Annotated in this window: 15 protein-coding genes; 5 read left to right on the top strand and 10 right to left on the bottom strand. The window is 72.4% G+C overall.

Translation table 11 applies throughout. The features are described 5' to 3' along the window. Positions 1–10 precede the first annotated feature (10 nt). Positions 11–805: an amino acid ABC transporter permease gene (locus M2302_RS19670; protein WP_280839313.1), complete on the top strand. Its 795-nt coding sequence runs from the start codon at positions 11–13 to the stop codon at positions 803–805. A 5-nt stretch (positions 806–810) separates the two neighbouring features. Next, a complete protein-coding gene (locus M2302_RS19675; protein ID WP_280839378.1) occupies positions 811–1,650 on the top strand; it encodes an amino acid ABC transporter ATP-binding protein in 840 nt (279 codons plus the stop codon). A gap of 140 nt (positions 1,651–1,790) precedes the next feature. Here the strand turns inward: M2302_RS19675 and prfH are convergent, their stop codons facing one another. The 7 genes from prfH to M2302_RS19710 form a co-directional block, all read right to left on the bottom strand. Beyond that, positions 1,791–2,480 carry a peptide chain release factor H gene (prfH, locus tag M2302_RS19680; protein WP_280839314.1) on the bottom strand — a complete coding sequence of 230 codons (690 nt, stop codon included), beginning with the start codon at positions 2,478–2,480 and terminating at the stop codon, positions 1,791–1,793. Continuing rightward, positions 2,477–3,664, bottom strand: coding sequence for an RNA ligase RtcB family protein (locus M2302_RS19685; protein ID WP_280839315.1), 1,188 nt, complete (start codon positions 3,662–3,664; stop codon positions 2,477–2,479). Before M2302_RS19685 ends, prfH begins: the two co-directional genes overlap by 4 nt. Before the next feature lie 241 nt (positions 3,665–3,905). Next, the gene (locus tag M2302_RS19690) at positions 3,906–4,532 is read right to left on the bottom strand and encodes a response regulator transcription factor (RefSeq protein WP_280839316.1); all 627 of its coding nucleotides are present in this window, start codon (positions 4,530–4,532) and stop codon (positions 3,906–3,908) included. Continuing rightward, complete coding sequence (locus tag M2302_RS19695; protein WP_280839317.1) at positions 4,529–5,779, bottom strand: histidine kinase; 1,251 nt, start codon at positions 5,777–5,779, stop codon at positions 4,529–4,531. Before M2302_RS19695 ends, M2302_RS19690 begins: the two co-directional genes overlap by 4 nt. Before the next feature lie 4 nt (positions 5,780–5,783). After that, positions 5,784–6,239, bottom strand: coding sequence for an ABA4-like family protein (locus M2302_RS19700; RefSeq protein WP_280839318.1), 456 nt, complete (start codon positions 6,237–6,239; stop codon positions 5,784–5,786). Continuing rightward, on the bottom strand, positions 6,236–7,165 hold the full coding sequence (locus M2302_RS19705; protein ID WP_280839319.1) for a hypothetical protein: 930 nt from the start codon (positions 7,163–7,165) through the stop codon (positions 6,236–6,238). Before M2302_RS19705 ends, M2302_RS19700 begins: the two co-directional genes overlap by 4 nt. 111 nt (positions 7,166–7,276) lie before the next feature. Beyond that, positions 7,277–8,011: an FkbM family methyltransferase gene (locus M2302_RS19710; RefSeq protein ID WP_280839379.1), complete on the bottom strand. Its 735-nt coding sequence runs from the start codon at positions 8,009–8,011 to the stop codon at positions 7,277–7,279. A 162-nt stretch (positions 8,012–8,173) separates the two neighbouring features. Here M2302_RS19710 and M2302_RS19715 point away from each other — a divergent pair, with 162 nt between their 5' ends. Beyond that, on the top strand, positions 8,174–8,917 hold the full coding sequence (locus M2302_RS19715; RefSeq protein WP_280839320.1) for a DUF2071 domain-containing protein: 744 nt from the start codon (positions 8,174–8,176) through the stop codon (positions 8,915–8,917). 49 nt (positions 8,918–8,966) lie between these two features. On the opposite strand, the gene M2302_RS19720 is transcribed toward M2302_RS19715, so the two are convergent. From M2302_RS19720 to M2302_RS19730, 3 genes are all read right to left on the bottom strand, one after another. Next, the gene (locus M2302_RS19720) at positions 8,967–10,304 is read right to left on the bottom strand and encodes a serine hydrolase domain-containing protein (RefSeq protein ID WP_280839321.1); all 1,338 of its coding nucleotides are present in this window, start codon (positions 10,302–10,304) and stop codon (positions 8,967–8,969) included. 118 nt (positions 10,305–10,422) lie between these two features. After that, complete coding sequence (locus tag M2302_RS19725) at positions 10,423–11,754, bottom strand: low temperature requirement protein A (protein WP_280839322.1); 1,332 nt, start codon at positions 11,752–11,754, stop codon at positions 10,423–10,425. Positions 11,755–11,817: 63 nt separating this feature from the next. Then, on the bottom strand, positions 11,818–12,015 hold the full coding sequence (locus tag M2302_RS19730; RefSeq protein ID WP_280839323.1) for a hypothetical protein: 198 nt from the start codon (positions 12,013–12,015) through the stop codon (positions 11,818–11,820). A 177-nt stretch (positions 12,016–12,192) separates the two neighbouring features. On the opposite strand from M2302_RS19730, the gene M2302_RS19735 reads away from it, so the two are divergent. Continuing rightward, a complete protein-coding gene (locus tag M2302_RS19735; protein WP_280839324.1) occupies positions 12,193–12,555 on the top strand; it encodes a metalloregulator ArsR/SmtB family transcription factor in 363 nt (120 codons plus the stop codon). Further along, positions 12,552–13,034 carry an SRPBCC family protein gene (locus M2302_RS19740; RefSeq protein ID WP_280839325.1) on the top strand — a complete coding sequence of 161 codons (483 nt, stop codon included), beginning with the start codon at positions 12,552–12,554 and terminating at the stop codon, positions 13,032–13,034. Before M2302_RS19735 ends, M2302_RS19740 begins: the two co-directional genes overlap by 4 nt. Positions 13,035–13,149: the final 115 nt, after the last annotated feature.

Below are 13,149 nucleotides of genomic sequence, written 5' to 3' on the forward strand. Positions count from 1 at the left end.
GCATCGAACAGTGAAGCTGCGACGCCGCCAGCGAGAGCGGCTGTTCCTTTGGCTCCAGTACCTGGCCTTCATCGCCTTCATCGCCGCGGTGATCTTCGCCGCGGACTGGGACAGGCTCAGCGAGGCGTTCTTCCGCGTCGACATCATCAAGTCGATGTTCCCGACGATCATCACCGTCGCGCTGCGCAATACGATCCTCTACACGCTGGGTGCGTTCGCCTTCGGCCTCGTGTTCGGCACCATCCTCGCGCTGATGCGGCTGTCCCGGGTGGCGCCGTACCGCTGGGTCGCAACCGCGTACATCGAGCTGTTCCGGGGTCTGCCCGCGCTGCTGGTGCTCTTCCTCGTCGGGTACGGCATTCCGATCGCCTTCCCGGAGCGCGAGATTCCGGGCGGCGTGTTCGGTTCGATCGCGATCGGTCTCGGGTTGACCGCCGCGGCGTACATGGCCGAGACCATCCGGGCGGGCATCCAGGCCGTGCCGAAGGGGCAGATGGAGGCGGCGCGCACCCTCGGCATGTCGCACTTCACCGCGATGCGCACCATTGTCATCCCGCAGGCGTTCCGGGTCGTGATCCCGCCGCTGACGAACGAACTCATCCTGCTCACCAAGGACTCGTCGCTCGCGTACGTGCTCGGCGTGACCGCGCAGACCATCGAGGTCACCAAGTTCGGTCGGGACACGCTGAACGACCGGGTGAACGCCACCCCGCTGCTGGTGGCCGGGTTCGCCTACCTGGTCATCACGCTGCCCCTCTCCCAGGTGGTACGACGTCTCGAACTCCGCTACGCCAAGGCTCGGTGACGAACATGACGCCCACCCAACCCCGCCCCGCCGTCGAGATCCGCGACCTGCACAAGTCCTTCGGTCCGCTCGAAGTGCTCAAGGGCATCGACTTCGAGGTCGGCCACGGCGAGGTGGTCTGCGTCATCGGGCCGTCCGGATCCGGCAAGTCGACGCTGCTGCGGTGCGTCAACCTGCTGGAGGAGCCGACCGCCGGCAAGATCTGGGTGAACGGGGTCGAGATGACCGACCCGGATGTCGAGATCGACTCCGTACGTCGCGGCATCGGGATGGTCTTCCAGTCGTTCAACCTCTTCCCGCACCTGACCGTGCTGAACAACCTCACCATCGCCCAGCGCCGGGTGCTCCGGCGCGGTCGCGCCGAGGCAGAGCGGATCGCGCGCAACAACCTGGAGCGGGTCGGGCTGACCGACAAGGCCGACGCGTTCCCGGCGCAACTCTCCGGCGGGCAGCAGCAGCGGGTGGCGATCGCCCGGTCGCTGTCGATGGAGCCCAAGCTGATGCTCTTCGACGAGCCGACCTCCGCGCTCGATCCGGAACTGGTCGGTGACGTGCTCACCGTTATGCGCAACCTGGCTGAGGACGGCATGACGATGATGGTGGTCACCCACGAGATGGCGTTCGCCAGGGACGTGGCCGACCGGGTCGTGTTCATGGATGGCGGCGTGGTGGTCGAGCAGGGGCCGCCGCAGGAGGTGCTCGGTGCGCCGCGGCACGAACGGACCCGCTCGTTCCTCTCTCGGGTCCTCGATCCGACCCAGGTCGCGCAGCTTGGTCAGCCCGACCAGTCGCCCGAGCCGCCGGAACCGCCTCGCCTGCCGGCCGACGGCCGCCACAATCTGTGACAGCCGCTCATCGTGACCTGCCGTGCCGGAACCGTACCGGAGGGCGGGCATAGGACGCCGCTGTATTGACCCGTCCCGCGTCAGCTTCTCCTGAACGCCGCTTCGCTGTGTCGATCCCCGTGGTGGCGGATGCGATGTTCCTACCGCGGTGAGCGCGGCTGTGCGGACTGCCGCCGTCGCCGGCGTGGCGGATGCGGTGTGGCCGTGTCCTGTCCTGATGGATGCGGACGTTCGATGCGGGTGGGGTTGCCCCGTACGAGCTCGTCGTGGATGCGCCATCGGGCGGTGGTGGCGGCGCGCCGCGCTGTCTCGTCGCCGTGCTCGATGCGCTGGCGCAGCAACTGGATGGCGATGCGGCGGTTGAGGCTGAACTGCCGCTCGGTGTCGACCACGACGACGAGGCCGGAGGGACGGTGGGTCGCCCGTACCGCCGTGCTGGCCTTGTTGCGGTGCTGACCGCCGGGGCCGCCGGTACGGCAGGCGACGATGTCGACATCCGCTTCCGTAAAGGTCGTGACCGGGCTGTCGACCCGGCACGGTCGGACGGTGACGTACCAGTTCTTTCGGCCGGCGTCCGCGCGGTAGGGGCTGGGGGCCTGCCAGCACAGGGTTCCGCTCCACGAGGCGGCGAACGCCTCGGCGCCGGCGCCGGAGATCTCGACCAGTGCCGACCGGTAGGTGCCGGGCCGGTCCCCGGGTACGGTCTGGACCCGATGGGTCACGAGGTTCTGCCGGGTGGCGTCGGTCGCCAGACGGCCCAGCAGCTGGGCCAGCGCCCAGGCGCACTCCTGCGGGCCACGCCCGGCGGACATGAGCAGGTGGACGTTCATGGCCGGCCCCGCTCACGGCGGTGGTTCCGGCGGTCCGGTCGGGGCGTGGACCCGATGTCGGGCGTCTTGTAGGTGACAAGGGGGACCGTGGTGGCCACGGGGGTGGCCAGGTCGTGGTCGACGAGGTCGCTGATCACCTGCTCGATGCGTTTGTAGGCAGTGGGTGCCTCCTCGAAGAGCAGTTGACGGTCCCCGCACACCACCAGCGACCCCACCGGGGTACGGCGCAGTTCCTCGACGGTGTGCTTGGCCCGGCCCCGGCGCAGGGCGTCCGCCCGGGACATCTTGCGGCCCGCGCCGTGGGCGACGGAGTGGTTGGCATCCGGGCCGGCGTGGGCGGCCACGAGGTAGGAGGGAGTGCCGCGCGTACCGGCGATGAGCACGTCGCGGCCGTCACCCGGGGCCGCGCCCTTGCGGTGCAGGTAGACCCCGTCGCGGACCTCGACCAGGTTGTGGCACTGATCGACGATCGGCTCGGTGGGTTCCGCTCCCAGGGCGTGGGCGACCCGGGCGGCCATCAGCCGCCGGTTGAGCGAACCCCAGCGTACGGCGTCGTCATGCATCGCCAGGTAGGCGGCGGCATCAGGGGTGCGGCCCGCGCCGTGGACCTCGGTGTGCGCCCGCAGGATCCGCTCGCCCAGCCCTCGGGAACCGCTGTGGACGATGAGAACGAGGTCGCCGGCGGCGAGCCCGAGACGGCTCGCGTGGCCCGGCTCGACGACGCTGGCGATCCGCGCCAGCTCGACGAAGTGGTTACCCCGGCCGACCGTTCCGAGGCCCTCGACGTGACCGGCGGGAACGTCGCCCTTCACGACGGCCCAGGCCGGGTCGTCGGCATCCCGCTCGGGGTCCAGCGGGCGGTCGAGGTCGGGGAATCGGGCGGCGAGCTTCTCGGGTACGGCGCGCTTGAGCTTCATGGGAAACACGGCAATGCCGCAACCGATGTCGGAGCCCACCAGGAACGGATACAACACGGTCGACGCCATGGCGGCGCCGATGGGGGCGCCCTTGCCCGGGTGCAGGTCCGGCATGCCGGCGACGTGGATCATGCCGTCGAGGGCGGCCACCTGCTGGCACTGCGCGAGGGCATTCGACTCGATCCAGCTTGTGGGGGAGGCGAACACGGTGACGGTGGCCGGGGTGGACGGCGGCAGGGACTCCCGCCGGGAGTGGTGCTGAGACAAGGACGCTCGCTTCTCGCGGAAGGGTACGGACGGGCGGCATGACGGCGCCGGTCGGCGCCGAGGTGGCCTGGAGCAGGGGGTGCTGTCCGTCAGAACGTCATGGACACCACCATCCCGGAGCCCACCGTGCGCGGCAAGCGACTTTCGACCGCGCGGGGCAGCGGGACAGCGGCCCGAAGACCCTCCGGCACCTCCTCGCCTGACCTGATCAGCGCGCGCTTCCCGCCTGCGCAGGCGTCACTCAGCCGCCGCGGGCGAACAGGGCCAGGCGTACCCGGTTGGGGCTGTTGGTCTTGGTCATCAGGCTGGTGATGTGGGTCTTCACCGTGGTGACGCCGATGTGCAGCCGGTCGGCGATCTCCGTGTTGGACAGCCCCTCGGCGACCAGGTTCAGCACGTCCTGCTCGCGCGCCGTCAGCCCCGGGGCCGGCTGCGGCGGCTCGGGGCGGGCGTGCACCGCGCGCTGGACCAGGCGTTGCAGCACCTCCTGGCTGAACGGGCTGTCGCCCACGGCGGCCCGGCGGACGCCGTCGAGCAGGTCGGCGGGGGGTGCGTCCTTGAGCAGGAACCCGCAGGCACCGGCGGTCAGGGCCGGATAGAGGTGGTCGTCGTCGCCGAAGGTGGTCAGCACGAGCACGCGGGTCGCGGGCCGGTCGGCGAGGATCCGGCTGGTCGCGGTGATCCCGTCGACGCCGGGCATGCGCAGGTCCATCACGACGACGTCGGGCACCAGCCGCGCGGCGAGGCTGATCGCGTCGCGACCGTTGTCGGCCTCGCCGACGACCTCGATGTCGGGCTGGGCGTCGCAGAGCATGCGCAGGCCCGCGCGGATGAGGTGCTGGTCGTCGACCAGCAGGACGCGGATCATGCGAGCTCCGTCTCATGGGGTGCGGCCGAGCCGGCACGGGGGACCGCCGGGCCGGCGGGCGCCAGGGGGGAAACGGTCGACGCGGCGGCCGGGAGCACGGTGCGTACCCGCCAACCCGCGCCGGTCGGGCCGGCCTCCAGCCGGCCGCCGAGGACCTCGACGCGCTCGCGCATGCCGGTGATGCCGTGGCCACCGCCGGGCGGTACCGCCGCCGGCACCCGGCCGCGCCCGTCGTCGCGGACCTCCCAGTGCACGGCCCCGTCGACCACGGACACCGCCAGGCGCGCCCGGGCGGACGTGCCGACGTGTTTGGCCACGTTGGTCAGCGCCTCCTGGGTCAGCCGCAACACCGCCAGGCCCCGGACGGCGTCGAGCGAACCGACCGCCGGGTCGATGTCGGCCTCCACGGTGACACCGGCCTGGCGGGCCCGGTCGACCGCCGCGCCGAGTGCCGCCGGAAGCGCCGCCGGCTCGATCGCGGTCAGGGCCGCGTCCCCGCGTACCCCGTCGGGATCGCGCAGGACCGCGACCAGCCGGCGCAGGTCCGCCAGGGCGGCGGTCCCCGTGCCGTGCACGTCGTCGAAGACCTCGCCCACCCGCGGATCCAGCTCCGTCAGCACGTGCCGGGCCACGCCCACCCGCAGCACCATCGACGCCACGTGATGCGCGACCACGTCGTGCAGCTCGCGGGCGATGGCGCTGCGTTCGTCCGCGCGGGCGGCGCGGCTCTCCGACTCGCGCCGGCGCTGCTCGGCCGCGGCCCGCTCCTCGGCCTGCCGGCCGAGCTCCCTGGTGGTGCGGATGACCAGGCCGAGCAGCAGCGGCACGCCGACCTCCACGGTCAGCCCGAAGACGCCGGAGAGGAACCGCCGGAACGGGTCGCCGATCGAGTCGGTCAGGTCCACCGCGGCCAGCAGCCCGGCGGCCAGCCAGATGAGCCGCGGCCGGTCCGCCCGCATGGCCAGCTCCAACAGGGCCCAGCTGGCACCGACCTGGTTGATCGTGGTGTCGTCGACGAGCTGGATGGCGACCGCCAGCAGCGCGGCCTGCGCCACCAGGTTGACCAGCGCCCGGCGGTGGCACACCAGCCCGACGGCGAACGCGACCAGCGCGAGGATCCACTGGGTGGTCGTCGGTGAGCGTCCGGCGTGGGCGCCGAAGACCAGGTAGCCGACGCCGCTGAGGTCGAGCAGCAGCATCCGCGCGAACGTGTCGCGCGCGTCGAAGAGCCGTCCCACCCACCCCATCGGATCAGCCTAGGCGCTGCGGCTCGCGGGCCGGAACGACCGCCGGCCGGGCCCACCTCGCCCGGAGACCGAGGTAGGCGGCCAGCCCGAGCGGCCCGAGCAGGATCGTCAGCACCAGCACCGGAGCCATGACCAGCGCCGGCACCCCCCGTTCCCGACTGTCCAGCCAGGCCCACCGGCCGACGAACAGGTCGAACCCGACCATGTGCGCCCAGGCCGCCGCCGCGCCGTCCGTGCTGCCGAGCAGGTCGCGCACCCCCGGCAGGGTCGGCGCCGTCACGGCCGGCAGCACGTCGGCGAGCGCCGGGAGCACCAGCAGCGCGTAGCTCACCAGGACCGGCAGCACGATCAGCGGAGAGGAGATGATCCGGGCGGTCCCGGACCAGCGCGGCAGCAGCAGCATCAGCGCCCAGAACGGCGCGGCCAGCGCGAAGGTCAGGGTGAACAGCGTCCCGGTCATCCGGCCAGCGCCAGTTCGCGGCGGCGTCGGCGGACGAGGACCAGTGCGGCGGCGCTCACGGTCGCGGCCGCCAGGGCCGCGGCGGCGGCCAGCGTGAGGGCGTCCGGCCGCAGCAGCGGCTGTCCGCGCAGCGCCTGCCAGGTCAACAACATCGTGAGTACGCCGTAGGCGGTGCCCGCGACGACCACCAGCCGCACCTGGCTGCGCTCGTCCAGCCACGTCCCGAGGAACCGGCTCAGCAGGATCGCCAGGATCGGCAGTGCCTGCAGGGCGTGCAGCCCCACGAAGTGCCCGATCCGCAGATCCCCGCCGGTGGTGCTCCAGCCGACCAGCGGAAGACCGGGCCCGCCGTCCGGTACGCCCACGCTGTGCGCCCCGGCGATCCCCTCGGCGGCCACGTCCTGGCCGGGCACCACCATCGGTATCGCCGCCAGCATGCCGAGCAGGGACAGGCCGAGCCCCCACCCGACCGCGTACCTGGCGACCCGGTCCGCCATCGGCTGCCGCAGGACCACGATGCCGATGACGAGGTGCGCGACGAAGAGCACCATGATCGACGCGCCCATCACCTGCCACAGCGCGGCGTTCAGCGGAGTCGTCTCGTTGTAGTGGCTGGTCGTGCCGCGCAGCACCTGCCCGACGATCACCGCCATCTCGGCCAGCGACATCGCGACGATGACCGTGCCCGCCCGCTCCGCGGTCCGGCTGCGTCGCGGCAGCAGGGAGAGCATCCAGGCGAGGGTGGTGCCGTACAGCACGAACGACACGGCGAACTTGAACGGCTTGAGCCAGATCGGGACGCCGGTGAGGACGCGGGGATCGGCGAGGATGCCGATCGCGGCGACGACGGCGAGCACCGCCATCCCCGCGACGAAGACCATCATGGGGCGGTGCCAGTGTGCCGCCCGGCGCAACGAGGTAGTCATACCTGTAGATGCTCGTGAACCGGTCGTCGGGCCGCGCCCGACCTCGGGCCCCGGTTGCGGCCGGCGGTCGGAGCCCGGTCTCCTCCCTCGGGAGGAGGCGGCGCACGGGCGCTACCCGGCGGTCGGCGCCACGCAGTAGACGTCCCCGGAGTTGACCTCGTGCGGCAGCGACCTGAGCCGCTCCGCCAGCTCCGTCGCCGACAGCCACTCCCCGAAGGCCAGGGCCATGTCGTCGCCGAAGGCGATGTTGAACGCGTCGAAGCCGAGCGCGGTGAGGCGGGCGACGCAGCGCCGCGCCACGGCCCGCTCGATCGTGGTGAACTCGAAGGACAACGCGGGCAGCGGGCGGCTCAGCCCCGCCAGCACCGCCTCCTCGAAGCCCTCCACATCGATCTTGACGAAGTTCGGCGTGCCGTGGCGGCGGATCAGGGAGTCGAGCGTCGTGCCGGCCACCTCGACCGTGGCGTCCCACACCTCGTCCTCCCAGCCGCCGGCGCCGTGCGCCGCCTGCAGGAAGTGCGAGGACGCCGTGGTCACCGTGGGATTGCGGGAGTTGACGTGCAGACGAACGCTGCCCTCGTCCGCTCCGCAGGCCGCCTCGACGACGACGACGTCGTCCTCCCCGGCATAGATGCGCCGGATGGCGCGCACGCACAGCTGTTGCGGCTCCACGGCCACGACGCGTGCCCCGAGGCGACGGAAGCTGCCGGTCCGGTCGCCCACGTGGGCCCCGATGTCGAAGACCACGTCGCCGGGCCGGACGAAGCGGGCGTAGAACTCGTCCATCGCCGCCTCACGCTCCGGATCGCCGTAGTAGGACTCCAGCGACCGGCGCAGCGACGACATGGCCGGATCAGCCTTGAGTGCCTCCACCGCGCGGGTACGAGCCCTCACCGGAAGACCGTAGCCCGGACCGGGCCCGGAAACGCCGGCAATCGACAACAGTCAGGCGATCCCCGGCCGGGCGGCGAGCCTACCGCCGGCCGCGGGTAGGGGCAGGATGGGTGGGTGGACATCGAGCCGGTCGACTGCGCCCCGCAGCAGCGGTTCCGGCAGCCGATCCTGGGGCAGCGCTGGGAGCACCTCACCTTCCTGCACTGGGCGGTCGCGCCGGAGGTGGTCGCGCCCCTGCTGCCCGCCGGCACCCGGCCGGACACGCTCGACGGGCTCAGCTACGTCGGCCTGATCGGGTTCCGGATGGTGGGGCTGGGCCTCGGCACCGGGCCGGGGGTGCCGTACTTCGGCAGCTTCGCAGAGACCAACGTCCGGCTCTACTCGGTCGACCACACCGGCCGGCGGGCCGTGGTGTTCCGTTCGCTCGACGCGTCCCGGCTGGTGCCGGTGCTGGTCGCCCGGGCGACCCTGCGACTGCCGTACCTGTGGTCGGCGATGCGCTTGGACCGCGACGGTGACCGCTACACCTACCGGTGTCGGCGGCGCTGGCCCGGACCGGTCGGAGCGACGAGCCGGATGGTGGTACGGGTGGGGGAGCCGATCGCCGACCCGACCCCGCTGGAGCACTTCGTCACCGCCCGCTGGGGGCTGCACACCCGCGCGTACGGGCGCACGCTGCACCTGCCGAACTGGCATCCCCGTTGGCCGCTGCACCGGGCCGAGCTGCTGCGCCTGGACGACGAACTGGTCGCCGCCGCCGGGTTGCCGCCGCCGGCGGGACCGCCGGCCAGTGTGCTGTATTCGCCCGGCGTCCCGGTCCGGTTCGGCCCGCCGGTCACCCTGCCCGAGACCCGGTGACCGCCGCTCCCGTCGCTCGGCGAGGTGGGACGGGACCGCAGCGCCGCCGTCATCTGGTGGCGGTGGCCGACAGGATGGGCAGGCGGGCCAGGACGTTGGCGGTCGCGACCCGCACCGGATCGGGGTCGGCCCAGCTCCAGTTCGGGTGGGCCCGGTTGGTGAGGAGCACGAAGACGGTCCGGCGGGCGGGGCTCACCAGCAGCGACGTGCCGGTGAAGCCGGTGTGCCCGAAGGTGGTGGGGGCGCTGAGCCGACCCATGAACCACGGCTGGTGCAGCACCACGCCGAGCCCGTGGTCGGCGGTCCGGTTCGGGCGTTCCGGGTCGACGGCGGGCAGCCCGGCGTTGGCGTTGGTCAGCATCCGGCGGACGGTGCTCTCGGCCAGGATCCGCTGTCCGCCGTACGTGCCGCCGTCGAGCAGCAACTGGCCGATGACGGCGACCTCCTGGGCGGTGCTGAAGATGCCGGCGTGCCCGGCGATGCCGCCCAGGTGGTTGGCCACGTCGTCGTGCACCACGCCCCGGAGCAGCCCGCGGGAGGAGCGCGCGTCGGTGGCGACCAGCCGGGTGGCCCGGTCGGTGGCGCTGAGCCAGGTGTTCGGGTTGAAGCCGGTCCAGCGCAGCCCGAGCGGGTCGGTCAGCTCGGTCTTCAGCGCCTGGTCCAGCCGCTGCCCGGTCACCTTCTCCACCAGCTTGCCCACGACCATCAGCCCCACGCTCGAGTAGCGGAACATCCGGCCCGGTATCGCCCCGCCGACCAGAGGGGTGGCCAGGACGGCCTGCCACTTCTCGGCCAGCGTGGCGTAGCCGGTCACCGTGGCACCCACGGGGAGCCCGCTGGTGTGCGCGAGCAGCATCGCCACCGTGACGGCCGACTTGCCGGCGCCGGTGAACTCCGGCAGGTAGCTCACCACCGGCGCGTCGAGGTCGAGTCGGCCCTTGTCGACCTGCCGCAGGGCGAGGATGGATGTGTAGACCTTGGTGATCGAGGCGAGGTCGAAGATGGAGTCGGTGCGCATCCGGACCCGCTCGCCGGCGGGCAGGAGGACCGGCCCGGCACCGAAGCGCAGGGCCTCGCCGACGGCCGTCTCGGCGTACGGCTGCCCGCCGTTGAGCGCGAGCGCGACCGCCCCGGCGTACATCGGGTGGGCGGGGTTCTGGCTGGTCGGCTTCAGGTGGCCGGTGAGCACGGTGGTCAGCCGCCGGCTGACCGGGGAGGTGCGGACGACCGGCTCGGCGACCGCGGCGGCGCCCTGGCCCGGGGCCGACGCGCCCGGCGTCCGCCACGAGCCGGCGTGGCCCGCCGGCGGTGCCGCCCGGCAGCCGGCGAGTGCCGCGGTGGCGGCGGAGAGCCCGAGTCCGAGCAGCGAGCGACGGTTGACCGGCATGGCTGGATCATGCCAGGCCAGCGGGTGCGGAGACACCGTCCGGAACACCGCCGTGGTCGCCGCCACCTGGCGCCTCGTCGAGCACGTCGCCGGCGGGGTCATCGACCGCGCCGCACCGCTAGGCCGGTGGCTCGTCGCCGGCCCGTTCGTGCCAGCGGGCGCGCCAGGCGGCCTCGTGCTTCTCGTAGCTCGTCCGCTCGTTGAGGGCGGCCTGCCGCAGGGCTCGCCGGGCGTCCGCCATCACCACGACCTCGACGGCCACCAACGCCACGCAGATCGCGGTCAGCAGGGCGAAGGCGGCCAACCCCGGCAGGTGCGTCGCGACCGGGATGGCGGCGATGAGCACGAGCACGGTGCCGACCCGGCTCCAGGACAGGGTGTGCAGGGTGCGCAGCTGGAACAGCATGTCCGCGCACAGGTAGCAGATCACCCCGCCGAACAGCAGCGGTACGCCGGGACCGTGCGCCGGCTCGGCGAGGTCGATCGACGGGTTGGCGATCTGCCGCACGATTTCCTCGGCCCCCAGGGCGAACAGGATCACCCCGGCGATCATCACCAGGTGCAGGTAGGCGTACGCGTCGCGGGCCATCGACACCCGGGCCTGCCCCTGCGCGACGTGCTGCGCGATCCGGGCGGCCGGTGCGACCACGTCGTAGTGCGCCCACCACAGGGCGGCGGTGAAGACGATGCCCAGCACGGCCGCGGTGATCGCCGGCCAGGTGACCGGCTGGCCGAGGAGGTTGCCGCCGACGCCGACGGAGATGATCGACTCGCCCAGCGCGATGATCAGAATGAGGTCGTAGCGCTCCGTCCAGTGTTCGGCGGAGGTGACCATCCAGCCCCACGCGCCAGCGACCAGTCCGGCGCTGTACTGCAACAGGACGACGCTGACCCACAGCCCGTCCCGGACCAGCCCGGCCGCGCCCGCGTCCTCGATCCGCGGCGGGATCAGCGCGGCGCCCAGCAGCAGCAGGGTGCTGGCCACCAGCTCCGGGGAGTACTTCAACAGCAGTCGCCGCTCGCCCGGCCGCTCCTTGGCGACGTGCCAGTACAGCAGCAGGTGCACCCCGCGGAACACCACGTAACTGATCGCCACCACCATCGGCCCGGCGGCCGTCTGTTTCGGGTGGTCGAACGCCTGCGGCAGCGACAACGCGAAGCAGAACACCGCCGCCATCCCGGCGACCATCAGCACCGGGACGAAGCCTTCGCCCAACCGGACCCGGGTGGCCACCACGCTGTGCACCACCCAGCACCACCACAGCACGGCCAGCACGAGCATGGCGTGCAGCAGTTGCCGGCCGGTGATGTTGGCGGCGGTGGCCCGGGTGATGATGAAGAAGGAGAAGACGAAGACCAGGTCGAAGAAGACCTCGAACCGGTCCACCCGGGCGCCCGGGGCGATCCCGACGGCCGGCCCCAGTCGCCCGCGCCACCGGTTTCCCACCAACCCACTGTGCCAGCCGAGGATCGGCCGGGGGTCGAATTGGCAGCCGGCCCCTTCGCCCGATCGCTACTCGCACCTGTCCTCGGAGCCCCGACCGTACGGTTCGCAGCAGTCGACGCGGTGCCGGTACACCCGCAGGTCACGCCCGTGCCGGTGGGCCCGCTCCGAGGTGATCTCGTACAGGCAGGCCTGCCAGAGGACGGTCTCCCCGCCGCCGGGGACGACCTGGCCGTCACCCGGCCCGCCGCGCAGCAGCACCTCCATTCGATCGACGCTACGTGGTGTCCGGGGCGGGAGCGGGCGGTACGCCGCTCTGCCCGCCGGCGGCAGCTGGGTGACCGATGCCGTGGGACCGGTCGATGCCGGTGCGGCGGTCCCGATCAGGGTCCGACTTTCACCCAGGTGTGGACCTGACCGTCCTCCTCCCTCATACTTAGGCGGATGGCTAAGTATTCCGGCGATGGTGGCGGCGCGGTCGACGCGTCGCTGGACGACGTGTTCCACGCGTTGTCGGACCCCACCCGCCGGCGCGTCGTCGAACTCCTGGGCCGGGGCCCCGCCACGACGAGCGACCTCGCGCGTCCGTTCGAGATGGCACTGCCGTCGTTCACCCAGCATCTGAGTGTTCTCGAACGCTCGGGCCTGGTGACCTCGGAGAAGAAGGGACGGGTGCGGACCTACCGCCTGGCGCCCCGGTCGCTGGAGCGGGCCGACAGTTGGCTCGCCGCGCAACGTGCGCTCTGGACCCGCCGCCTCGATCAACTCGATTCGCTTCTCTACGACCTGAAGGAGCAGCAGACATGACCGCCTACACCACGAACCCCGAGCTCGACCTCGTCCTGGAGCGCACCGTCGACGTCGCCCCGGAACTGGTCTGGAAGGCCTGGACCACGCCCGAGCTGATCGTGCGGTGGTTCGCCCCGAAGCCCTGGTCGACCTCGTCCTGCGAGATCGACCTCCAGCCCGGTGGCCGGTTCCACACCGTCATGCGCTCGCCTGAGGGTGAGGAGTTCCCCAGCGACGGCTGCACCCTGGTGGTCGAGGAGGGCTCGACGCTGGTGTTCACCTCCGCCCTGGGCCCGGGGTTCCGCCCGCAGGTCGCCGAGGACGGCTTCCCGTTCACCGCGGTGGTCCGCATCGCGCCGGACGGCGCCGGTACGAGGTACACCGCCACGGCGATCCACGCCGACGCCGCGGCCCGCAAGCAGCACGAGGACATGGGCTTCGCCGAGGGCTGGGGCGCGGCGCTCGACCAGTTGGTGGACGTCGTCAAGTCCCTCTGACCCACGACCGGGGCCCACATCGGAGCGGACCGGGCGGGGCGGTCGACGTCGGGCGCTCGCCCAAAGGCGGCGGCGGCCAGGGGTCGGCCGCCGCCGCCGGATCGCGTGAGGTCGA

The sequence above is a fragment of the Micromonospora sp. A200 genome, assembly GCF_029893845.1.
In the GTDB taxonomy this organism is placed as follows: Bacteria; Actinomycetota; Actinomycetes; order Mycobacteriales; family Micromonosporaceae; genus Micromonospora; species Micromonospora purpureochromogenes.

Bases quoted from the DNA above. Each gene is read 5' to 3' on its own strand.
- M2302_RS19720 (WP_280839321.1), bottom strand. From the start codon at position 10,304: ATGCCGGTCAACCGTCGCTCGCTGCTCGGACTCGGGCTCTCCGCCGCC.
- M2302_RS19730 (WP_280839323.1), bottom strand. From the start codon at position 12,015: ATGGAGGTGCTGCTGCGCGGCGGGCCGGGTGACGGCCAGGTCGTCCCC.
- M2302_RS19675 (WP_280839378.1), top strand. From the start codon at position 811: ATGACGCCCACCCAACCCCGCCCCGCCGTCGAGATCCGCGACCTGCAC.
- M2302_RS19700 (WP_280839318.1), bottom strand. From the start codon at position 6,239: ATGACCGGGACGCTGTTCACCCTGACCTTCGCGCTGGCCGCGCCGTTC.
- M2302_RS19705 (WP_280839319.1), bottom strand. From the start codon at position 7,165: ATGACTACCTCGTTGCGCCGGGCGGCACACTGGCACCGCCCCATGATG.
- M2302_RS19735 (WP_280839324.1), top strand. From the start codon at position 12,193: ATGGCTAAGTATTCCGGCGATGGTGGCGGCGCGGTCGACGCGTCGCTG.
- M2302_RS19710 (WP_280839379.1), bottom strand. From the start codon at position 8,011: ATGTCGTCGCTGCGCCGGTCGCTGGAGTCCTACTACGGCGATCCGGAG.
- M2302_RS19695 (WP_280839317.1), bottom strand. From the start codon at position 5,779: ATGGGGTGGGTGGGACGGCTCTTCGACGCGCGCGACACGTTCGCGCGG.
- M2302_RS19690 (WP_280839316.1), bottom strand. From the start codon at position 4,532: ATGATCCGCGTCCTGCTGGTCGACGACCAGCACCTCATCCGCGCGGGC.
- prfH (WP_280839314.1), bottom strand. From the start codon at position 2,480: ATGAACGTCCACCTGCTCATGTCCGCCGGGCGTGGCCCGCAGGAGTGC.
- M2302_RS19740 (WP_280839325.1), top strand. From the start codon at position 12,552: ATGACCGCCTACACCACGAACCCCGAGCTCGACCTCGTCCTGGAGCGC.